This is a genomic window from Lagierella sp. ICN-221743, assembly GCF_037890055.1.
Taxonomy (GTDB): domain Bacteria; phylum Bacillota; class Clostridia; order Tissierellales; family Peptoniphilaceae; genus Mediannikoviicoccus.
Genome location: NZ_JBBKBD010000003.1, coordinates 101,774 through 124,665, shown reverse-complemented (window position 1 = coordinate 124,665; position 22,892 = coordinate 101,774). Strand labels below are relative to the sequence as shown.

Annotated in this window: 25 protein-coding genes and 1 riboswitch; of the genes, 17 read left to right on the top strand and 8 right to left on the bottom strand. The window is 29.2% G+C overall.

Features of this window, described 5'->3' with window-relative positions; genetic code table 11:
• Position 1 precedes the first annotated feature (1 nt).
• The 4 genes from WKS98_RS02650 to WKS98_RS02635 all read left to right on the top strand — a co-directional run bounded on the left by WKS98_RS02650 (position 2) and on the right by WKS98_RS02635 (position 3,903).
• Positions 2 to 736, top strand: coding sequence for a hypothetical protein (locus WKS98_RS02650; protein ID WP_498916661.1), 735 nt, complete (start codon positions 2 to 4; stop codon positions 734 to 736).
• An 8-nt stretch (positions 737 to 744) separates the two neighbouring features.
• A complete protein-coding gene (locus WKS98_RS02645) occupies positions 745 to 1,635 on the top strand; it encodes an ABC transporter ATP-binding protein (protein ID WP_498916660.1) in 891 nt (296 codons plus the stop codon).
• Between the two features lie 262 nt (positions 1,636 to 1,897).
• A complete protein-coding gene (locus WKS98_RS02640; protein WP_498916658.1) occupies positions 1,898 to 2,926 on the top strand; it encodes a S66 family peptidase in 1,029 nt (342 codons plus the stop codon).
• Positions 2,927 to 3,396: 470 nt separating this feature from the next.
• The gene (locus WKS98_RS02635) at positions 3,397 to 3,903 is read left to right on the top strand and encodes a GNAT family N-acetyltransferase (protein ID WP_498916656.1); all 507 of its coding nucleotides are present in this window, start codon (positions 3,397 to 3,399) and stop codon (positions 3,901 to 3,903) included.
• A gap of 426 nt (positions 3,904 to 4,329) precedes the next feature.
• Here the strand turns inward: WKS98_RS02635 and WKS98_RS02630 are convergent, their stop codons facing one another.
• Together WKS98_RS02630 and WKS98_RS02625 are read right to left on the bottom strand one after the other, a co-directional pair.
• Positions 4,330 to 4,629: a hypothetical protein gene (locus tag WKS98_RS02630; protein WP_498916654.1), complete on the bottom strand. Its 300-nt coding sequence runs from the start codon at positions 4,627 to 4,629 to the stop codon at positions 4,330 to 4,332.
• Positions 4,630 to 4,695: 66 nt separating this feature from the next.
• Positions 4,696 to 4,782: riboswitch (SAM riboswitch) on the bottom strand.
• A gap of 121 nt (positions 4,783 to 4,903) precedes the next feature.
• Complete coding sequence (locus tag WKS98_RS02625; protein WP_498916653.1) at positions 4,904 to 5,785, bottom strand: Abi family protein; 882 nt, start codon at positions 5,783 to 5,785, stop codon at positions 4,904 to 4,906.
• A 301-nt stretch (positions 5,786 to 6,086) separates the two neighbouring features.
• On the opposite strand from WKS98_RS02625, the gene WKS98_RS02620 reads away from it, so the two are divergent.
• From WKS98_RS02620 to WKS98_RS02585, 8 genes are all read left to right on the top strand, one after another.
• Positions 6,087 to 6,893 carry a hypothetical protein gene (locus tag WKS98_RS02620; RefSeq protein ID WP_498916651.1) on the top strand — a complete coding sequence of 269 codons (807 nt, stop codon included), beginning with the start codon at positions 6,087 to 6,089 and terminating at the stop codon, positions 6,891 to 6,893.
• A gap of 255 nt (positions 6,894 to 7,148) precedes the next feature.
• Complete coding sequence (locus WKS98_RS02615) at positions 7,149 to 8,684, top strand: HEPN domain-containing protein (protein ID WP_498916649.1); 1,536 nt, start codon at positions 7,149 to 7,151, stop codon at positions 8,682 to 8,684.
• Between the two features lie 223 nt (positions 8,685 to 8,907).
• Positions 8,908 to 9,393: an NUDIX hydrolase gene (locus tag WKS98_RS02610; RefSeq protein ID WP_498916648.1), complete on the top strand. Its 486-nt coding sequence runs from the start codon at positions 8,908 to 8,910 to the stop codon at positions 9,391 to 9,393.
• A gap of 40 nt (positions 9,394 to 9,433) precedes the next feature.
• A complete protein-coding gene (locus WKS98_RS02605) occupies positions 9,434 to 9,694 on the top strand; it encodes a hypothetical protein (protein WP_498916645.1) in 261 nt (86 codons plus the stop codon).
• A gap of 9 nt (positions 9,695 to 9,703) precedes the next feature.
• Complete coding sequence (locus WKS98_RS02600; RefSeq protein WP_498916643.1) at positions 9,704 to 9,892, top strand: GNAT family N-acetyltransferase; 189 nt, start codon at positions 9,704 to 9,706, stop codon at positions 9,890 to 9,892.
• A 444-nt stretch (positions 9,893 to 10,336) separates the two neighbouring features.
• Entirely contained in the window at positions 10,337 to 11,635 is a 1,299-nt protein-coding gene (locus WKS98_RS02595) for an ATP-binding protein (protein ID WP_498916641.1), read from the top strand.
• 288 nt (positions 11,636 to 11,923) lie between these two features.
• Positions 11,924 to 12,391, top strand: coding sequence for a GNAT family N-acetyltransferase (locus WKS98_RS02590; RefSeq protein WP_498916640.1), 468 nt, complete (start codon positions 11,924 to 11,926; stop codon positions 12,389 to 12,391).
• 618 nt (positions 12,392 to 13,009) lie between these two features.
• Positions 13,010 to 13,759 (top strand): nucleoside phosphorylase, encoded by a 750-nt coding sequence (locus WKS98_RS02585; RefSeq protein ID WP_498916638.1) that lies wholly within the window; start codon positions 13,010 to 13,012, stop codon positions 13,757 to 13,759.
• Positions 13,760 to 13,875: 116 nt separating this feature from the next.
• Here the strand turns inward: WKS98_RS02585 and WKS98_RS02580 are convergent, their stop codons facing one another.
• From WKS98_RS02580 to WKS98_RS02570, 3 genes are read right to left on the bottom strand one after another with little or no spacing between them, the layout of a single operon-like run.
• Positions 13,876 to 14,580: an ABC transporter permease gene (locus WKS98_RS02580; RefSeq protein WP_498916636.1), complete on the bottom strand. Its 705-nt coding sequence runs from the start codon at positions 14,578 to 14,580 to the stop codon at positions 13,876 to 13,878.
• Positions 14,581 to 14,588: 8 nt separating this feature from the next.
• Positions 14,589 to 15,341, bottom strand: coding sequence for a hypothetical protein (locus tag WKS98_RS02575; protein ID WP_498916634.1), 753 nt, complete (start codon positions 15,339 to 15,341; stop codon positions 14,589 to 14,591).
• Position 15,342: 1 nt separating this feature from the next.
• The gene (locus tag WKS98_RS02570) at positions 15,343 to 16,236 is read right to left on the bottom strand and encodes an ABC transporter ATP-binding protein (protein WP_498916632.1); all 894 of its coding nucleotides are present in this window, start codon (positions 16,234 to 16,236) and stop codon (positions 15,343 to 15,345) included.
• Between the two features lie 126 nt (positions 16,237 to 16,362).
• Here WKS98_RS02570 and WKS98_RS02565 point away from each other — a divergent pair, with 126 nt between their 5' ends.
• Both WKS98_RS02565 and WKS98_RS02560 read left to right on the top strand, forming a co-directional pair.
• On the top strand, positions 16,363 to 17,058 hold the full coding sequence (locus tag WKS98_RS02565) for a response regulator transcription factor (protein WP_498916630.1): 696 nt from the start codon (positions 16,363 to 16,365) through the stop codon (positions 17,056 to 17,058).
• A 2-nt stretch (positions 17,059 to 17,060) separates the two neighbouring features.
• On the top strand, positions 17,061 to 18,356 hold the full coding sequence (locus WKS98_RS02560; protein ID WP_498916628.1) for a sensor histidine kinase: 1,296 nt from the start codon (positions 17,061 to 17,063) through the stop codon (positions 18,354 to 18,356).
• A 158-nt stretch (positions 18,357 to 18,514) separates the two neighbouring features.
• On the opposite strand, the gene WKS98_RS02555 is transcribed toward WKS98_RS02560, so the two are convergent.
• Positions 18,515 to 18,904, bottom strand: coding sequence for a DUF5684 domain-containing protein (locus WKS98_RS02555; protein WP_498916626.1), 390 nt, complete (start codon positions 18,902 to 18,904; stop codon positions 18,515 to 18,517).
• 315 nt (positions 18,905 to 19,219) lie between these two features.
• On the opposite strand from WKS98_RS02555, the gene WKS98_RS02550 reads away from it, so the two are divergent.
• Positions 19,220 to 19,474, top strand: a complete 255-nt coding sequence (locus WKS98_RS02550; protein WP_498916624.1) for a hypothetical protein — start codon at positions 19,220 to 19,222, stop codon at positions 19,472 to 19,474.
• A 605-nt stretch (positions 19,475 to 20,079) separates the two neighbouring features.
• Here WKS98_RS02550 and WKS98_RS02545 read toward each other — a convergent pair.
• The gene (locus tag WKS98_RS02545) at positions 20,080 to 20,886 is read right to left on the bottom strand and encodes a DUF4428 domain-containing protein (RefSeq protein WP_498916622.1); all 807 of its coding nucleotides are present in this window, start codon (positions 20,884 to 20,886) and stop codon (positions 20,080 to 20,082) included.
• A gap of 82 nt (positions 20,887 to 20,968) precedes the next feature.
• On the bottom strand, positions 20,969 to 21,541 hold the full coding sequence (locus tag WKS98_RS02540) for a hypothetical protein (protein WP_498916620.1): 573 nt from the start codon (positions 21,539 to 21,541) through the stop codon (positions 20,969 to 20,971).
• 375 nt (positions 21,542 to 21,916) lie between these two features.
• Between WKS98_RS02540 and WKS98_RS02535 the strand changes: the two genes are divergently transcribed.
• A complete protein-coding gene (locus WKS98_RS02535) occupies positions 21,917 to 22,135 on the top strand; it encodes a hypothetical protein (RefSeq protein ID WP_498916618.1) in 219 nt (72 codons plus the stop codon).
• 18 nt (positions 22,136 to 22,153) lie between these two features.
• Positions 22,154 to 22,855, top strand: a complete 702-nt coding sequence (locus WKS98_RS02530) for a transglutaminase domain-containing protein (protein ID WP_498916616.1) — start codon at positions 22,154 to 22,156, stop codon at positions 22,853 to 22,855.
• Positions 22,856 to 22,892 lie beyond the last annotated feature (37 nt).

The window sequence follows — 22,892 nt, the reverse complement described above, 5'->3', positions numbered from 1 at the left end:
CATGAAATATATTAAAGCTGAGATTTTTAGAATTTTTCATACAAGAAATTATCTTAAATTTATCTTTGCTATTACATTGATATTACTAGGAAGTATGATTTATTCATCCATAGACTCTAATTCGGAAGAATATTTCGAATCTATGGAAACATTTTTAAAGATTGTTAGTATTATAATTTCAATTTTTTTCAGCGTGACTATTTTTAAGAAAAAAGATATAAAAGTAGAGCTACTATCAATGGGGCTTAGTAGAAAGCACGTATTTGTATGCGACCTTATTACTTTACAAATTTTTACTCTTTTTTCTATAGTAATAATGGGAGGATTGATTTTATTATTCAGTTTATTAAAAAATCTAGTGGGATCTGATTACACTGGAGGATCATATATCGGATTTGTCTTTTTCTTGATTAGAATGATAATATTGATGATAAATGTAAACAATGGTGTCATGGGATTAACTTATTTATTGAACAATGTGGCTCTAGGCATTGCAACTTCCTTTGTTATAATTCCATCAGTTTTTCAAATAGGAATGTATATGACTGAAGGAAAAATCTACGATGTATTTAATAACCTTCTTCTTATACAACCATTCAAGCTATTAGATTTAGGATTGGCTACAGAGCAAATTGGAAATAACTTTATGAAGACAGCTGGTATTAGTTTTGTTTTTGTCTTTGTAATTTATCTAATGAGTGGATATGTAAGATTTAGTAGAAAAGAAATCAATTGAGGTGGATTATGGATGCTATAGTTAAAACAGATAATCTTTCAAAAAAATATAGTGATAAATACGCATTAAATAACTGTTCGCTAACAGTGAATAGAGGAGATATCTATGGTATAATTGGTAAAAATGGTGCTGGAAAATCAACACTGATGAAAATTCTCTGTGGAATTACCGAGAAAACTCAAGGTGATTATGAATTGTTTGGAGGAAAGAATCTTTCAGAAGGAAGAAAGAAAATTGGAGCAATTTTGGAAAATCCAACCTTGTTTGGTAATTTGACAGCTAGAGATAATTTGAGATATTTTGCCATTCAAAAAGGCATTACTAATGAGAATACTATAAAGAAATCTTTAGAATTAGTTGGATTAAACTACGATGATGGTAAGGTAGTTAAAAACTATTCAGTTGGTATGAAGCAGAGATTAGCTTTATCTGTATGTCTTTTAGGAAAACCGGAACTTTTAATTTTAGATGAGCCTATTAATGGAATAGATCCTACAGGGATAGTAGAAATAAGAAGCTTGTTGAAAAGGCTAAATGAAGAAAATGGAGTGACTATTATTATTTCTAGTCATGTACTTCCAGAATTAGAAAATTTGGTAAATAAAATAGCGATTATTAATGACGGTCAAGTGATAGATAAATTAAGTTTGGATGATTTGCATAGCAGAGATTTTAATTATATAGAAATCTACACTTCAGATATTAATAGAACTGTAGAAATATTAAAGGAACAAGAAATCTCCAAAATTGATATTCAAAATGGCAGGATTCGAGTTAAAGAAAATATAGAAGACAGTTCAGAGATTGTTAGTCTATTAGTAAATAATGGCATAAAAGTCTATGAAATTTTTAGAAAAGAAGAAACATTAGAAGATTTTTATTTAAAGATGATCAGCTAATTTGTTAATGATTTAAATTAAAATAATCAGTAAAGCTTCTATGTAATTTAAATATATAGGGAAGAGACAGCTCCACATCAGGAGCTGTTTTTGCTTTGTGTAATCATGATATAATATGTGACGGAAAGCGAATTTATTCTATAAATATATTCCCACATACGAGGCTTACTTAAAAAATTAAATTTTATCCATACTGACCATTCAATCCATGTAGAGGGTGTAGTATTGATGTCAAGAAAATAAGTATCTACAAGGAGGAAAAATGATAAAGAAAATAGGAATTGTTAGTTTATCTAGTGGTGTTTTAGGGGAAAGCTTTATTGAGCATGAAATAAAAATAGGAGTAGACAGATTAAATAAGCTAGGAGTAGAGATAGAGTTTTTACCTAATTCTTTGAAAGGCATTGATTTTTTAAAGAATCATCCGGAAGCTAGGGCAGATGATTTGATACTTGCTTTTGAAGATGACACCATTGATATGATTTTATGTGCTATTGGTGGAGAAGATACTTATAGATTAGCCCCTTATCTGTTCGAAGGAGATAGATTAAAAAATATTTTTAAACAAAAACTTTTTTTAGGCTTTTCTGACTCAACAATAAATCACTTTATGCTAAATAAGCTTGGCATAAAAACATTTTATGGTCAGGCTTTCTTGCCAGATGTGTGCGAACTATCTGATAATATGTTGGCTTATACAGAAAAATACTTTTTAGAACTTATAAAAACAGGGAAAATAAATGTGATACATCCTAGTGAAGTTTGGTATGACGCAAGGGAAGATTTTAGCGAGAAAGCTATTGGAATAGAAATGAAAAGTCATAGTAATACTGGTTTTGAGCTTTTAAGAGGAGATCCTATATTTAGTGGAAAAATTTTAGGCGGATGCATAGAATCAATATATGATATGTTCGATAATTCTAGATTTGAAGATACAGTAGAAATTTGTAGCAAATATGAGTTATTTCCAAGCCTTGAGGCATGGAAGAATAAGATTTTACTTATAGAATCAAGCGAAGAAAAAACAAAACCAGATTTATATAGGAAAATGATACTTGCTCTAAAAGACTACGGAATATTTGATAAATTATCAGGAATACTAGTAGGGAAACCTCAAAATGAAATCTATTATGAGGAGTATAAATCTATTTTATTAGAAGAAATTACCAATAAAGATTTACCTATTGTCTATAATATAAATATTGGACACTCAACTCCAAGATGTATAATTCCTTTTGGGGTAGAAGCAGAAGTAAATGTAAGTAGACAAACTATATCCTTTAATTATTAAACAAAATTGAGCTAAGCCATGAGCTGTTTTTTTCCTACTTTAGAATGATTTAGTAAATTATAAGATGCTTATTGATTAACCTATTTCCACATACGAGGATTTTGAGAAATATTTAAATTTATCCATACTGATTACTCAAGCCATGTAGAGAGTGTTGTATTTATGACAAAGGGACATTGAATAAAGGCTTAAAAAAGAAAAGAGAGCAGGCGAACTATGACTTATGGATAACAAAGATATATTATGATAACAGGACCTAATAATTCATTATGGATCTATTCAAAATTTATTGAAGACCTAGCTAGATATATGATCCGAACAGTTGCCGTAGCAGTTTAGATTGTATAAAATTTAGAAAGCAAGGATTTTACAGTAATTAATTAACAAATTATTAAAGGATGTTACAAAGTATTTAGGGTATAAGCAATGTACATTACATTGTAAAAGATATTTATATTATAGGGGAACTTATGAAATTAATTAGACCGGATAGGAAATATATCCAAAGTTATATAGAAGCAAATGAAGAAGATGAAATTTTTAGACCGAATGCAGAAAGGCGTTTTAGAAACTATGAAACAATTGTAGAGAGTTCTTATAATTTGGAACATGGTATAAATTTACCTACAGATTATGTTAGAGCTACTACATTTTGGTTGATAGATAATCAAAAATTTATTGGTGAAATTAATATTAGGCATGAATTAAATTCATTTTTAATTAACTATGGTGGTCACATAGGGTATGAAGTTAGACAATCTGAATGTATGAAGGGCTATGGAACAAAAATGCTTTCTATGGCACTTAAATATTGTAAAGAGGCTTTGAATCTAAATAAGGTTTTGATTACATGTGATGATGACAATATCGGATCAATAAAAGTTATAGAAAATAATGGTGGAATTTTGGAAAACAAAGTGAAAAATATATTACCAAGAGGAAATGTTACAACAAGAAGGTATTGGATTACTATATAGGAAAAAATATCAATTTAATCTGTGCAATATTTAAACCAATTGACATATTCCCACATACGAAGCTTTTGAAAAATATGAAATGTTATTCGTGCTTACTACTCAGCCACCTGGTAGCAATAACCCTGATTTCACGATATTAAAACAGTTAATCAACGTGAAACAACGGCAGGTGCCATGCAAAGTTTTCCCAATAGATAGTATCGATTGGCAAGAAAGCGATTGTTTAGACGGTGGCATTATTTATGAGTATTTAAGGCATTAAAATTAAAAAGCGGGTGATGTATTTATGCATCACCCGTAAAATTTTCGTTTTCAATTAATATTTTATAATATTATTTTTATGACTTGTCTAGGATATTGTGGTGTTTAATATCTAAATAAAATATCAAATTATTATCTACATAGAACTAAATAATACCAATATCATTAAACATAATATACCTCATCAAAAAATTCCTGTATGGTATAAAGTCTTTGACCAACACATTCATGGCATGCTGGTCGATAGATAAGACCAAAACGTTTAAGTTCTAGGTTCACAAGAATCACAGGATAGGAATCGTTCCAAGAAACACATTCAAATCCCTCAGATACAAGAAAATCATAAAATTCTTTTCTTTTTTTTGAATCCGTATCTCTAACGCCATATGGTATTGATTTGGGTCCTTCCTTGTAAGCGCCGTTACGATTTAGTTCGTAAACTTTGTAATAAACTTCAAATAACATTTTTCCCTCCTTGAATTTAGAGAAGAAAAAAAACACCCATCGATAGATGGATGCAGTTTTAATATGTATCCATCGTTCAAGCATTAGCACCTTTCCTTTTGGTAGGTTGCTGAAGGGTCGATGAGCTTGTCTCTCGCCTTCTCTTTATGGTGATTTAATTTTATCAAAATAAAAGGTGAATGGCAAATAATTTTAGAGGGAATCTTAATCTCTAGGAGTGATTTCCCTACCAAGGGTGACGTCCATTCATACAAAAAACGGATTAAAAGGGGTACTATAGAATGTCTTTCCAATTATCAGGGAAACCCATAAATCTATAATTAAAGTAGCTATGGTATTTATGGAAGGTATTTTGTAAATCTTTTAAGAGTGATTCCCATTGGTCATTTGAGTTTAAAATTCTCTTTATTATTAAAAGAATTGGAAAAATTTTATTTTGTTTTCCTTTATATTGTTCGTTCTCGGAATAAAGTCGAGGATTTTCTTTTAAAGGCATATTGTAAAGTCTAGTATAGTGAGCACAGATATTTCGAACCTCAACTAGGCATAAAATCCAATTTTTCAAATATTTAGGATCAGTGTTATAATAATTTGAAATTTCTTTTTGATCTTCATCTTTAAGAATACTAAACAAAGAAGATAAATTTCCAAAAGACATGAGTTCAACAGAAACCCATATTGGAAATTGACCTTCATACTTTCTTAAGTGATGTTTAACAAAGGGTTTATTTTTCTGTCTGGTAATTTCCTTTTTAAGATTCTCATTAATAATAGAGTATATGGTTTGTCCCCTTTTATTTGTTTTATAAATAAAATTATCTTCGTGCATAAGAGCACCAGAACCATACTTAATAGACAAGTAGTAAGCGATTTGAGTTCTAAGCTCTATTTCAATCTGCTCGATAGTTCTAATAAGATTATTTTTAAATTGACTGTCAAAGCAGTAAAGATTAAAAAGATGTTCTATACTTATGTGGTTTTTGTAATGTTCCTTATTATCAGACTTTTTTAGGCCAATGCCATAACCTGAAAGTCTATAATAGTTTACTTTATTTAAAATTTCTTCTGCGAACTTATCATCAGATATTAAAAGATTATGGTCGTCTTTTAGTTTTAAGATTTGCTCTTTGTAATTCAAAGCTGGCTTTAATTCCATAATAAACTCCTTAATATAAAAAAGCCCTCTCCGTGGTCCGCATGTAGAAAACCTACATTAAGCGTGGAGAGGTTCTGTTAATATGATTATAGCATACGAAAATTAAAATTTAAAGTGTTACACTAAATCAAAAAGACAAAATAAAGCTTGCAGAAGGAAAACTTTTAATATCATTATTAACTATAGGAGGTACAATATGAAATTTAACGAAACAATAAGAAAAATTTGTTTCTTTAATACTTTGTTATGATTTAATTGATTATGGTATAATGCACATAAGAATTTGAGAGGGGTGTATATTGTGAATAATAAAAATAAAATTCAAGGTTTTTTATTAATTATTTATTTTGTTATTATATGTGTATCTGGATGTTATAATAATGAAAGTAAAGAAGTATCAATTGATGAAACGCAAGGAATCTCGGTTAACAAAACAATGGAAGAAACAATTAGCGATGAAGATACAAATATATATGAAGAGGAATCAAAAGTTGAAATAACTGAAGATAATGAAGAAAAGTTAACTTTTGATAGTGAATATAGATGCAAAAACTCTTACGAAAAAATAAAAATTGTTTTTAATAGTATAGAATTAATTAGTGATTATAATGGAATACTTCCTGAAAGAGAAGCTTTTTTAATATTTCATCTAAAGTATAGTGTACCATCCACATACTCAAGAGATTTTATACATTTACCACCGATTATATCTGGTCCAAATTTAAGTTATACTAAACCAATGGGTAATAATATTACAAGAGAATTTAAAGAATATGAATCAATAAATAGTTCTCCCTACCCGTCAATAGAAAAAGAAGATGGTTTGAGCTATGATTTAGTAACTCAAATTAATTATGATTTAGGCTATATCGATTTACCTGAGCCAAATAAAAGAGGTTATGTGAAAGCGATTAATAATGATTATGTGCTTACTAATGGAGAAAGTGATGGTTTTGAGAGAGCGTTAGTTTTTGATGTCAATAAAAATGATGCATTAAATCCTGAAAATTATTTAGTGTATAATCCTCATGCAAAACCAGGTGAAGAAGTGGAACATCCAGAGGAGAAAATTTATTTTAGTCAATTTATAGAAGATAAAACGAAATAAGAAGCTACAAGAGCTATTATTCTATATAATCTGAACTCAAAATCTAAATTCGATGGAGGGACCCAAGTCATATCTATATGACAGTTATTAATCCAGAAACTGTTCTAGTAGATATTAGGGTCTAAATTACGCTAAATAGCATATTATCAACTAAAGTCAAATTGGATATTAATAGTATTAGAGAGAAAAGACAGATGATAAAACATTGAACTATTCACTTGAAAAATCTAAATACAAAATATGGGAATATAAACTATGGCAAAGATTGAAAGATTTCGATTAGAAGACAAAACAATATTAACGGGACGATGGGCATTAAGTTTTGAAAAAATGTTTGATGAAAATGGCAAATTTTCTGAAAATGTAGTGTCAGGTGATTTAGAATTAACGGAAGATCACATATCGCTTAAATTAAATGGAAAGCTAGATAATTCAACTAATATTTTAGATAAAGAATTTAATAGGATTTATGGATACTCCAGTAATGGATTATTTATTATTTTAGAAAATTGCTTTGTTGAAAATTTAAGTTTTAGTGTTCCAGGTTACGAAACAGAAATTTATATTGCTAACAGCGGATATATCATAGAGTTAAACTCTAATAAAAATATGATAAAAAATGAAATATTAGCAACTAAAGTTAAGTTTGGAATCAATTACTTGAATGATTGGCTAAATGTAGAATTACCAATAGCAAACTTTGAAGAACCTAATACTTATACATTAACATATAATAATAATTTTTTTGAGGAAAACAAATATTATACCTTGGACGGAAAATATGATATGAGTTTAAGACGAAATATCAAGGTTAATAATAATATCAATAAGGGTAGCTCAATAGAACTTGATCCATATGTTTCAATATCTACAAAAGATTATAGTGCTATATCAGTACGTGAGTTTATAGAAATATCATCTTGGCTTTTAAAATTGCATGATTTTTTATCTCAAACATATGGGAAATATGAATATTTTGAGTTTTACTTGGAAGATAAAATTAATAATTTCAGTATAGAAAAATTAGAAAATGGAAATATGAAATTTAATTTACCTTTTTATAAAGGAAGATATATATTTCCTCAGATGCTCACTGCTGAAACTAATCTTGACATTAAGGCTTTAAGATTAAATGATATAAAAGATGAATATGGTGAAATAGTAAGTAATTGGTTTGAAAATCAAGAAAGTTTAAAATATATCATTAATCTATATTATCAAAATGCAATACCGACTATGGATATAGAAAGTATTATAGTTAACAAAATAAAAATGTTAGAAGCATATTATGATAATTATATGAAAAATGAGTCAGAAAATATTACTGACTTTGATAAAAAAGTCAAAAACACAAAAACTATAATTAAAAAATGCTTGGAAGATTCCGATATTGAAATACCTGTTAAGGAGGAAATAATTAGAAGGCTAGATAAGAATGGAAGTAGAAATATTTTCTTAAGAGAAAAGCTCACAGTATTATTTCAAAAAATACCAGACGAATTAAAAGAAAAAATTTTCAACCTTAATCCTGATTGGGGAAATAGCGATGAAACCATATCTATTTTTTCCGAAAGACTAAAAGATACACGTAATTTTTATACACATGGAGCAAATGTTAACAGGCATAATAAACGATTAAAAACAATTAAAGAGTTTATAATCTCTGATATTATCCTTGATATTATAATTTATTATTATGTTCTAAAGGCCTTAGGAATTGATGATGAGAAAATAATAGAATATCCTTTTATTAGAAAGAAATTGAAAGAAATTGAATTTAATTTGGAGTAATAAAAGTATAATATTAGGCTAATTTTACGAGATAAAATAGGTTAGTCCTAAGTAAAAGTAATAAGTAAATGAAGAAATTTTCAATAGTTTAAAATCTCAAAGATAAGTGTTTAGTGTATTTAAGATTTTTTAATGTAGCAACACTATAAATATTTTAATAGGTCGTGTTAAAAGTATCGAAGATATATTAGATAATACGAATTTGATTTTAGGAGAAATTGAGATGGAGCATGATTGTGGTTTTAGAAAAGGAAATAAGTGGTTCAGATTTAGAGCTGCAGCAATTATAGTAGAAGATAACTGCGTCTTATATGCAGGAAATGACGTTGATGAATATTACTACTCCATAGGCGGAGGAGTTCATTTAGGGGAAACATCGGAAGAAGCGGTTAAAAGAGAAGTCTTTGAAGAAACAGGTGTCGAATATGAGGTAGACCATCTCGCTGTGATACATGAAAACTTCTTTGTTGGAAGCTCTGACTTAAAGGACGTCGATTGCCATGAGATTGCCTTTTATTATATGATGAAACCGAAGGGAAATAAAAATCTTAACAGCCAGAGCGTTACTATGGGCGACATAAAAGAAACTATGCACTGGATACCGATTGATGAGCTTGAAAAGTATAATGCTTATCCATCATTTATGAAAGAATTTCTGCAATCTGAACATAGCGGTGTAGAGCATATAATTACAAATGAAAAAGATTAAAATAATTAAATTTGTTTAATTGATACCAATGAGGTGAATTATGGAATACACTTTTGAAAAGCTAAACAAAGATAATTTTAATAAGTATTATGATTATTTATTATTAGCTACCAAGTTGGAACCGGAACTTATGTGTTCCTCAGATATAGATAAAGAAGAACTTTATAAAAGATTAGATGATGAATTAATAAAAAGAAGCACTTCCATACTTGCCATGTATGAAAATAAAGTGGTCGGAAGAATTGAATATCATTTTTATTCTTGTTTTCAAGATGGATATAGAATATGCTATGTAGATTAGTTATATGTATTGCCGGGCAATAGAAATAAAGGGATAGCTAAAAAGTTGTTTAGTGAAATGACTAAAGATTGCGTTAAAAATAATATTGATGAAATTCGATTAATAAGAGCTACAAATGAAAAAGCAAACCACTTTTATGAAAGTTTTAAATCTGCCAAAATTTGTGAGATGCCATTTTTTATACAGCATTTACATTAAAATATTTATATGCTTCAGGTAAAAGGTCAAATTTTAGGACGTTATAATCTATCAATAATATTTAAAGCTCGTGATAGTAATTTATTTAAAGTGAGTATCAAAAATGATATATAAAAACCAATAGTACCCGACATGCTTCTCATTATTAAATCGGAGCAAGTCGGGTCATTTTGATTGTAAAAAATTTTGCCATGTAAGGTAATGGCTTGTTCAGAAGTTATTATATAATAAAAATCTAAATACAGAATAGTGACCAAATACTCGAACAAATACCTGAAGAAAAATAAAGAAAATGCTCAATGAAAAAGTAAGAAACTAATTTAAAAATATGTCCGATATGGAATTATTTATAAATAGATTGAATTATATGACCTTACACAGTAAAATATACTTAGATTAAGTTCCAAAACGGAAATAAATCTAAATAGAAAGAGGTGTCTATTTATGGAAATAAAGCGTGATTACTATCTAGATAAATTAATACGGAAAAAAGATAATGGATTTATTAAGATTATTACAGGAATAAGAAGAAGTGGTAAATCTTATTTGCTTAATAATATATTTTATAATCATTTAATCCAAAGTGGTGTTGATGAAAACCATATTATTAAATTTGCCTTTGATTCAGGAAGAGATTTATTAAAAATTGGCGAAGATTTAATAGATTTAGATGTACTAAGCGGTGAAAGATTAGTAGATCCTAAAAAATTTTTAAACTATATCATGAGTAAAACTAATGACAAGGAAAAATTTTATATCCTCTTAGATGAAGTTCAATTGCTTAAATCTTTTGAGCAAGTCTTAAATGGATTTTTGCGTCAAGATAATTTTGATGTTTATGTTACCGGGAGTAATTCTAAATTTTTATCTAAAGATGTCATAACTGAATTTGCAGGTAGGGGTGATGAGATCCATATTATGCCACTTGTATTTTCTGAATTTCTTCAAACTTATGATGGCGACAAAGAAGACGCTTTTGCTCAATATCAAGTTTACGGCGGTTTACCAGCTGGAGTTTTAATGAAAAGGGATGAAGATAAGATGGATTATCTAAAGGGGCAACTCGAAAATGTATATTTGCGAGATATTGTTCATAGATATGATATACGTTTAACTTCTGAACTAGAAGACTTACTCAATATTTTAGCATCAGGAATTTCAAGCCTTACGAATCCAAGTAAAATAGCATCAACTTTTAAGTCAATAAAAAAATCTAAAATTTCTGCAAATACAATTGATAAGTTTATAGGCTACTTTGAAGACTCTTTTATGTTAAAAAGAGTATATAGATATGATGTGAAGGGAAGAAAATATATAGGAACGCCTTATAAAATATACTTTGAAGATGTAGGACTTAGAAATGCAAGATTAAATTTTAGGCAGATAGAACCAACCCACTTAATGGAAAATATAATTTATAATGAATTAAGATATCGTGGCTATATGGTAGATGTAGGAATGGTCATGAAAAGGGAAAATATTAATAATAAAGATATAAAGAAGCAGCTGGAAGTTGACTTCATAGCTAACCTTGGAAGTAAAAGATATTATATTCAATCTGCATATAGCCTCCCATCCACAGAAAAAATAAATCAAGAAAAAGCGTCCTTGTTAAATATTGATGACTCATTTAAAAAAATTATTATTGTGAGAGATCGAATAAAACCATTTTTAGATGAAAATGGAATACTCACTATTAATTTATTTGACTTTTTGTTAAACAAGGAAAGTTTAGACTTGTGATGAATAACTTAACTTACTAGTTATGGATATATTCCCACATACAAGGATTTTTAGAAATATGAAATTGTGTTCATATTGACCACTCAATCCATGTGGAATCAATATCTTTTATCAAAAAAATCAATAAATAAATTATAAGAATTTTGAAAGAACTTTAGAAGTCTTTTTATGTTAAAATTATCTTTCCTTAATATGAAATTTAATTTTATTTCATAAGGAATTATTATACCAAATTTAAGTAATTATTGAATACGTTTTAAATGAATTTTTAATTTTAAGGAGCAAAAAATGGTTAAGATATATATTCCAAAATATAAAGATCTATGGTTTAGAGAAAGGTTACTATCAGATTCAGATACTATGTCTTATAATAACGCATGGGGAGGAACTATTGATTTTTCAGAATCTAAGTGGCAAAGATGGTATAATTGTTGGATTGAAAAGCCAGAAGGAAAAAGGTTTTATAGATATTTGGTTAATGAAAATAATGAATTTGTTGGAGAGATAGCTTATCATTTGGATGATGTAGAGAATAAATATTTAGCAAGTGTAATTATCTATTCAAAATATCGTGGTATTGGTTATGGACGTGAAGGTTTGAAACTGTTATGCTCTTCAGCAAAAAATAATGGATTAAGAAACTTATATGATAATATAGCTTTGGGAAGTAGTGCTATAAATCTTTTTTTAGAATGTGGATTTACTGAAGAGTATAGAACCAAAGATATAGTTATGCTTAAAATAGATTTAGAGTAAAGACCTAAAGCTTACTGGCTTTTATGTATAAATATAATAATAAGAAAGAAAAATAAAGTTAGAGCAAATTATGTGGTTAATTTTTAAATTGTTGCAAGAATATTTGTAATATTAAATGTGATGACAATAATAAAAAACATTAATGCAGAACAATTTTTGAAAGGTGAAACAAATTTATAATGCAATGATAATAAAAGTTTTAAGATGTTTTCTGAAAAGTAATAATGGCTATTTTATTCATAGTATGATTTTTGACAAGTGGATATGGTAGTGTTGTTAACAAGAAAATACACTAAAGGCTTACAGATAAAAGAAGCTTTAATGATATTTTTAACTATAGGAGGATAATATGAAATTTGACAAAATAATAAGAAAAATTTATTTCTTTTTAGTTTTTTATGTTTTATCTAACTTGCTTAGTATAGAAGATGAATTTTTATATAGGCTTTTATATTCTGTGTTGTTAGTATGCACTGGATTTTATTTTTTTGAGAAATCTAAAGAGTAAGTTGATAGTGTAAAAAGTTAGGGATTGAAAAAGTACTTTATTACATGAGATAAAGATATTGTATAGGTTATAAATAATTTGAAGGGTAATAGAAATTAATAGGTTAAATTATGATAATAGACAGTTATGATAAAGACACAGAGTCAGTTATAAGTCTAAAAGACTTTTTCGGAGAAAGGAAATATATTACAGAAAAATGCTTGATAATATTTTCGAAAAGCATACTAGAATATTTACTTGATAACTTTGAATGCCAAGAAATTGGTAATATAGAATCTGTAAATGGGTCAAGGCCAGTATATAAAAGTAGCTTTGAAGGTCAGGAATTTGCCTTCTATCTTTCTATTATTGGTTCAGCTCTTTCATCAACAGATTGTGTAGTAGTTAATTGGATTACAGGTTCAAATAAATTTATCATGTTTGGCTCTTGTGGCAGTCTTGACAAGGAAAAGACTTTTGGAAAGTACATTATACCTACTGAAGCTTATAGGGGTGAGGGGGCATCTTATTATTATAAAGCTCCTTCGGATTACCTTGATATTAAAAACCATGATAAGGTAGAGGAATTTTTTATTAGGGAAAAAGCTCCCTATACTAAGGGTAAGGTCTGGACTACAGACGTTATGCTTCGTGAGACTCGTGGACTTGTTTCAAAGAGAAAGTCGGAAGGGTGTATAGCAGTAGAAATGGAGCTTGCAGGCGTTCAAGCAGCTTGCGATTTTTACGGACTTGAACTTTATAACTTTCTTGAAGCAGGAGATGTCTTAAATGAGGGCTCTTATGAAGTTGAAGGACTACAAAGTGCAAACCACAATCTTGGAAAGTTGTATTTGGCTTTAAAATTTTTAAAAGAAATATAACATTCGGGAAGTTTAAGTTAATGGTTCTATACAAAAACGAAGTAAATGGCCTTGTTGTTAAAAAATAAAATAAAAAAAGGGACTGGCATTTAAATAATTTTGCCGGTCTCTTTTTATTATTTATTTTCGTATTTCAAAAATTTGTTAGAGAGGTATAGAAATATTATTAACTCTACTGCTGCAAAAAGAGTCAGTAATCCAAAATCATGTGTGTTTATATATCTAAAGTTGTTAGCTTCAATTGCTAAAAAACTTAGTCCTACTAGTTTTAAAGACCTAAATGCTGTAGCAAATCCAAATATTGTAAAGATGCTAGATAAGAGGACTGTTATACCAAAGGACTTTATTCTTATGGCAAGTGATCCAAAAATTCCTATAATAGGAAGTGCTAACAATATGCTAATTCCTATATAATAAAAATAGATACTAAAGTCTATGTTTGAAAAATTTCCTATATATTTTCCACCAAGGTAAAAAAGTATTATAAAATATATTTGACAAAGGCAGATAATAATAAAGGCTAAAATTAATTTAGCTATTACAAAGGTCATGTTTTTCTTTGGGCTTAATCTTATAAATTTAAGACCAGCTTTATGTTCTACTGACCAAAGACTTGCTATGACAATTGCAATTAACGGTATATAGAAAAAGGAAAAATAAAATAAACTTACTTGTGTCCACAGACTTTGCCACTGGTTAGTTAATGTTTCTTTATTGCCCAAATAGTTTATGAGTCCAAATGCATTGGCTAATAAGGGGATTATAAGACTTACTAGCAAAATATTCATAAATTTTATTTTTTTAAATTCTAATTTTAACATTTTTCCTCCTATTCTTTCCACAAGTTGTAAGATTTCATTGCTTTCAAATAAATAATACTTAGTATTAAAAGTGTAATGGCAATGATTAATGTATAGAAATTTATTGGGTTTAATACTTGAACAAATTCATTTCCATCTTTTACATAAGAAATACTCAAAAGACTGGACATCCAAGCAAAGGGATTTATATAGGATAAAACTTTTGAAGTTAGCATGGTGATTATTCCAGTAAGCCCTCCTACTATAGAAATAAATGATAGGGTATAGACTTTTTTTGTCTTCATTTCTATTATCATAAAAAGCCCTAAGAAGAATAAATTTATTATCAGAGCTGATATGTTAATTACTCCAAATCTTAAAATTATTTTGCTATTTATATTGAAATTAATAGACCTCTCTGCCATCACAAGGAAGAAAGTGGCTTCTATAATCTGTAATAAAGTTAGCTTAATGGATAAACTTTTAAACTTTTCAAGTAAAATTGAATTGATTTTTTCGCCAAGGATTATTTGCATCTGCCACATCTTGTTTTTTTCCTCTATTTCAATTACTTTTTTTACAAGTGATGATATTAATATTGGGTTTAGCAGTAAAGATATAAACAAATAAGTGTCTAGGATGTAGGATAGTGGATATTTGCTATTTGAAAAAGATTTTGAAAAGCTAACTCCTGCAACCATTAGCATTTGAGCAAAGAATACTATTATTATTAAGAAGTTTATTCCAAGTCTTTTATATTTTTTTCTTTCTAAGTTCTTCATACTAAGACCTGCTTTCTTCGATAAATAGTTTTTCTAAACTTTCTTTTTCTTCTTCTATTCTATAAATATCTACTTTGCCAGCTAAAAAGTTTACTATATCTGCAACATCTTGATTATTCATTTTACCTAAAATTATCTTTTTTCCATCTAAACTATCTTCGCCAAGGTCTAAAAGACTTAGAGTTTTTTTATTGTCCGATGTGAGTAAAGATATATATGGTGGATGTAGTCTTCTGTATTCTTCTAGACTTCCGTTATAAGTTAAATTTCCGTCTTTAAGTATACCTATGTGAGTGGAAATTTTTTCTATTTCATCAAGAATGTGTGAAGAGATTAAGATACTTGTAGAAGTGTTTTTCACAATATTTTTAAACAAATTTCTCATTTCCTCGATTCCTTGAGGATCTAATCCATTTATAGGTTCATCTAAAATTAAAAGTTTGGGACTACCTATTAATGCCATGGCTATACCAAGTCTTTGTTTCATTCCAAGTGAATAATCTTTGGCCTTCTTTTTACCTACATTGTTAAGACCGACAAGGTCTAAAGTTTTTGAAATCTCTTCCTTTTTTATTCCCTTCATCTGGCATATTATTTCCAAGTTTTCATATCCTGATAGATGGTCATAAAATGAAGGGCTCTCAATTAGAGCGCCAAGATTTTTATTTAAATCTTTTTGGTTATTTGAATTTATTTCTTGTCCGAAAACTTTTATTTCGCCGTCATCTTTTTTGACAAGACCTAGAATAAGCTTCATAAGGGTGGACTTACCGGCTCCGTTTTTGCCTATTAGACCATAAATAGACCCTTCTTCGATTTCTAAAGAGTCAATATCTAAAACTCTTCTATTGTTATATGATTTTTTTAAATTTTTTATTTCCAATATTTTTTCCATAATCATTCCTCCTAAAAAATATAATAACCACCATAGATGAAAATAAAATTTACACAAGGTCACTTTTACATCACAAAGGAAAATTAATCAAAATAGTATTGTATAATAGGGTTTGAGGTTGATTAAATGGATATAAGAAGAGACTTTAATATATTAATAGTGGACGATGAAAAAAATTTGCTAGAAAATCTATATAATTTTTTAAAGGATAAGGGATTTAAAAAAGTCTTTACTGCAAAAAATTTAAAGGAATCTAGGTTTAAATTAGAAAACAATAAAATTGATTTAATAGTTTTGGACTTAATGCTTCCAGATGGAAGTGGTTTTGACTTATTAAAGGAAGTAAGGCAAACTTCTGATATTGCTGTTATTATTTTATCTGCCCTTGATGGAATAGATGACAGGAGAGAGGGTTTTGAAAATAAGGCGGATGACTATATTGTCAAACCATTTTTACCCGACGAACTTCTCTGGAGAATTGATGCGGTTTTAAGAAGAAGTAAAAAGATTAAAAATGAAGAAAAAATAGTTTTGGGAAATGTAATTTTCGACAAATCTAAGGGAATTCTTGAAAAAAATGGTGAAGAAATTCCATTGACCGCCACACAATTTAAAATTTTAGATTACTTGTCTGAAAATATAAATATGATAGTTTCAATTGACCGAATCTTAGATAATATTTGGGAAGATTCTTATGGCTATGAGAATACATTAATAACACATATATATAGACTTAGAGAAAAGTTAGAAGATAATCCTAGAGATCCTAAAATTTTAATAACTATTAAGGGTCTTGGTTATAAACTGGTTAAAGAGGAATAAAAATGTTTAATTATATTTTAAAAAGGTTTAAAAAAATTATCATTAGAATACTCTCTTTAATGTTTTTTCTAATACTTTTACTCATGATTTTTCTATACTTAAATTACAGGTTAAATGATGAATATCCAAATCCTAATGATATTTATTCATATGTGGAAAAAAATAAAAGTCAAACTTATCTCAACAAAAAAAATAAAGAGTTTTTAAAAGAAAAAGATATTTGGTCAATAAGACTTGATAAAAATGGGAAAGTAATAGAAAGTTTTAATAAGCCTAAAGAAGTTCAAGACAAATTTGAAATTACGGATGTTGCAAGGTTCACAAGATTTTATTTGGCTGACTACCCGGTATTCACATACATTGTGGAAGATGGTTTAATTTTATTTGCCTATCCAAAAAATTCTTTGGATAAATTGCCTGTGAATTACTATAATTATAAGAACTTAATTTTTAACCTAGAACTAGTATTGCTGTTTTTCATCCTGTTTTTAATATTCGTCTATATAATTTACAGGATTGACGTTAAAGAAATTTTAAAAAACATATTACCATTTCAAAGAGCAATAGATAATCTATATGAAGATGATTATGAAAGGTTAGATGAATATGGTGAGTTAAAAGATCTTGCCATTAGCATAAATAGGGCAAACGAAAAATACAACAACTTAAAAGAGTCTCAAGGAAAGTGGATTAGAGGTGTAAGTCATGATGTGAGAACGCCACTTGCAAAAATTTCATGGGAACTAAGTAAAGAGAATAAAGAAGAATTTGACACTAAAAATATACAAGACCAGGTCATAAAAATTTCAAATATCTTAGAGGGATTAAATCTAACTATATCTCTTTCTAACATAGATAAAGAAAGTTTTAGAGAAGAAAGTCCATTAAAAGTAATACGAAAACTTATTGTGGATAAATTAAATGAAAACCCAGAAAGGGAAATTATTTTTAAAAATAATATAAAAAACCAAAATGTAAAAATAAAAATGGATCCGAATTTATTTTACAGAATGCTTGAAAATATTTTAAAAAATTCATTAATTTATACTGAAGGGAAAATTAGAGTTAAAATTTCAGATTCTGAAGATGCATTAATCATTTCTATTATAGATGAAGGTGGGGGAGTTTCTGAAAATATTATAGAAAAAATTCATAATGAAGATTTGACTAACATTACGACACATGGACTTGGAATTTTTATTTCGAAACAAATTACTGAACTACATGATGGAACTTTTATTATAAAAAATAATCATCCAGGTCTTGAGGTATCTTTTGTTTTTGAATACATGATTTAAATTTCTATTATGCTATAAATTTAAATAAGCAACGTAAAAACCAGCGCACTGACGCTGGTTTTTACTTGGGCTAATTGTCTTTTGGACTATTCACTATAGATAGTCCTGATTAGTAGGATTTTAATCGGGAGAGTGACTTGTAAAATTATAATGAAATTTTAATTATAGTTAATTGTAGTTACAGGAACTCCCATGTATTTTGCATCGCTAAATCCAAGTATGGCATAGAATATAGGAGTTAAGAATATTAGTCCTGCAACAAAACCTCCACCTTTTCCAAAGGCCTTTGCTAGTTTAATTTGCGTTTTAATAGCTATAATAATGTTTACAATTGGTATAAGTAATAGTAGGAATTTTATACCGCTACCCCATGTGATTTTAAAAAGCACATATGCATTGTAAAGTGGAATTATAGCTGCCCATCCTGGTTCTCCTGCTTTGGTAAACATCTTCCACATTCCAATAAGTAATACAATTGCTACTACAACACCAAAAACAATACTGAGGGTACCACCTGCGCCTGCGGTTAAATCTTTGTAATTATCCATAATATACTCCTTCCGTTTTTATTTGCCCTATGTAAATTTTTTAGATACGGCTTAAGTAAAATTTATAAAACCTGTTTTCATATTAACCACTCCCTTCAGATATTTACAAAAATTAGAAGAACAATTAGCGTTCCTTTAGCTTAAACAAATTATATCAACCATTCTTCTTTACCACATCACCCTAAAGTATGATATTTGACAAAAACTTTTACATCATTTCAAAAAAATTAAAATTTAGCCTATAGGAGATGAAAAAATTCTTGAAAAAACATAAACGATGCACTAATGTTAATGTAAGGATATAAATAAATTAACATGGCTTATGAAGATAAAACTAAAAGAAGAGATGATTATGAAAAGAGAAAAAAAAGTAAGAAGAAAAAGAAGATAGTTATTTTACTTATCATACTATTATTGCTCTTTTCATTTTCTATTGGAAATAGAGAGGGTGTGGTATCTTCCTATAAGGCAGTTTTATATTCATACACCACATACCGTGCATTAGATAAAGAAGGGGAATATTATACTACCAGTGAATTTTTAATTTTTCCATTTAATTTTTTATACTAATAAAGTAGGGGAAAGTAAATGATAGAAAAAATACTAACAAATATAGAAGAAATAGGATTAGTTGCAAAGAGGACTTTTCTTAATGCATCAGATGACGAGAGTGTCGTATTGATGACAAGAGTTGCACCCACTAAGTAATTAAACTGTAGAAAAAAAGGCTTATTCAAAGGCTATCGTTAAAAGATATCGGTAGCAGAGAATAAGCCTTGATTTTTGGACTATAAAATAGGTGTGTGGAAACTTATCGACAGTAAAAGGTCGACAGGACAGAATGGATATTTGCAAAAATGCACCCACCTGTACCCACTTTAGAATTTATTGATTTTATGTTTGATAAACTTGATAAAAAAAAGTAATGGCAATATACAATAAACTCCTGGCAAGATAAAAAATGAAAAAGAGGAATTGATAAAAGTAGCTGTAAAAATGAAAAATAATGTGTAAGATGTTGATGTTTAAGTTGTTCTCGAGGAGAAAAATTGCTTTAAATTGTTGTTCCCGGAGATATTCTTTTCCTGAGTAGCATTAAAAAACTTACTTAGCGTATTTGTTTAAACTAAGTAAGTTTTTTTTCGTTTCAATCTCAAAACTCAAAGAGTTCGGATTTATAACCAATTCTTCGTGGATTTGAAGGCTGGTTCCTTTTGCTGACCGGTGAGCAGCTCCACTACTTTGTTTCCAACATTGACCATTTTGTCGAATTGCTCTATATTAAAATCAGTCATTGTAGTCGAGCCCTTTGGACCATATCCGCCTGGTGAACTTGACATGGCGAAATTGGAACGATGGAGAAAGTCATTGCCACCCAGTTGTTTCTCTCTCCAAACGTAGAATCCGGTTACATTTTCTAAAATTGACGGTGCCTGATAGCCGTCCGCATCATCCCCGCCATCTATGGCAAGCTGATGCAGTCTGAATTCAATCTCCTTTATGTAGGGATTATTCAATCTCACAGAGAGCAGGAAATGATATTTGTATGAGTAATGTGGCGGATTGTATGGCTTTTTTTCTCCGTCTATCTCCTTTTTAATTTCATTCTTTTTCTCCTCAACGGTTAGCATAGCGTCTACTATCTCATCAAGTGAAAAGACATCTGCATCTTCTTTCTTCGTTCCGCTTTCGATTAAAACGAATTTTCCTTCGTCATGATTGATTAGAAGCAGGTCCTTCCCGTCTAGTTGAACGCTATCGTCCGCTTGGAATGCAACGACTTCTTCCCTCGTCGATTCGCGCCATGCGATGTGGTCGCGTATCTCTTTTTCAGTATGAACCTTGTCTTCGTGATCAAAGAATGGGGAAAACTTCTTTTGGCAGTTACCACAGACGAAGTCATCGTTCTCGAGCTTTAGCCTCGAGAGAAGCCCTGCCTTTTCACCGCATATTACACATGTTTTTTTACTGAAAAGTCCCATATCTGCTACCTCCTTAAAACATTTCTATTTTTGACAATCCATCTTAGACAAAATAAAGGCGACTAAGATAATTGTTGACTGTCTATTTCTTGATTTTGTACTCTATAGAGTTCAGCATGCCGCTTACGCCATCTTTGTCGATGAGCCCGACGACAGTAATGTATACGGGAGTTCCGTCCACAACGCCGTAATATTCGTTTGCATCAACTCCATTTCTTGTCAAATCGAATTTGACATAATCCACCTCTCCAAGTTTTACGCTCGTCTTGTTGTCAAATGTGCCTACAACACCTGATGCCTTTTCCTCATTTGCCTTTGCGTCAAGATCGGCATTAAGTTTGTCCATGGTGTAATTCGTCGTTCCTTGCTTATATCCCTTGAGAGTAAAGCTCACCAAAGAATTGAGTGTTCCGTCCGGATCAACTGCGTCAATTTGTATATACTCGGTGTTGTTATCATCCTGCTTGTCCTTTGGGAAAATCATGATCTGCTCATAACCTTCCTGTGGCTTTGCCACATAGCCATCTGTAGGGGTTACGCTGATTACCTTGTTCGTGGATTGAACAGCAGTGCTCTTTTCCTTGCTTCCGCAAGCTGCCATACCCACGGATAATATCAAGCACAGAGCAATGGTCAATAATATCTTCTTTTTCATTTTAATCGTTTTACCTCCTTTCGTTTTTATTTGCCCTATGTAAATTTTTTTTAGATACGGCTTAGTTAAAATTTATAGAACCTGTTTTCATATTAACCACTCCCTTCAAATATTTACAAAAATTAGTAAGAACAAATAGTGCTCCTTTAGCTTATACAAATTATATCAACCAATCTTATTTCAGACATCACCCTAAAGTATGATATTTGATAAAAACTTTTACATTATTTCAAAAAAATTAAAATTTAGCCTATAGGAGATGAAAAAATTCTTGTAAAAACATAGACGATGCACTAATGTTAATGTAAGGTGTAAAAAATATTCAACTATTAAAACTAAAAGCTAAGCACTACTATGAGTTAAGTAAAAATGATTATGAAAAGAGAAAAAATAGGTAAGAAGAAAAAGAAGATACTTATTTTATTTATCATACTAGTGTTACTATTTCCATTCCCAATAGGAAATAGAGAGGGTGTGGTATCTTCCTATAAGGCAGTTTTATATTCATACACCACATACCGTGCATTAGATAAAGAAGGGGAATATTATACTACCAGTGAATTTTTAATTTTTCCATTTAATTTTTTATACTAATAAAGTAGGGGAAAGTAAATGATAGAAAAAATACTAACAAATATAGAAGAAATAGGATTAGTTGCAAAGAGGACTTTTCTTAATGCATCAGATGACGAGAAATATAAAACAATAACCATTAAAGTTGATGAAAATCTAAAAAACTTTTTAGAGGATAACGAGGAAAGAAATGGTGTGGATAGGCCATACCATATTCCTGACATTGCAGCACTAAACTATTATTTGTCCGTAAGAGTTGAAGATATTAGAGAGAAAGAAAATTATTATGAATGTGACTTAAGAATTATTTTCTTTGCAGAAAAATCTGCCTTTAAAGAACTGATAGCATTAGAAAAATATGTAAAGGAGCAAACAAGTGGTTTAACTGACTTAGAAAAAGTTAAGTACATTAATAACTTTATTATAGAAAGATTTACCTACGATAAAGAATACAAGGCCAGATCTGCTCTTTATGCAATGAAAAGGGGTAAGGGAACCTGTACGGCATTTTCAGAATTATTTTTAATTTTAAGTGAAGGCTCTGGATTAAAAGTTGGTAGTATTAACAGTGCTTTAATGAAGCATAGATGGAATTATGTAGTGATTGGTGAAGAAACTTATTATATTGATGTAACATTTAATGAGGCAGTAAAAGACAAAAACTGGTCCTTCTTTCAAAACACACCATTACATTTAGAAAAAGCGCAGGACCAAAAAGTTGTGGTAAAACATAAAGAATAACCTCAGATAAATTTCTGGGGTTTTTGTTTTAATGTAA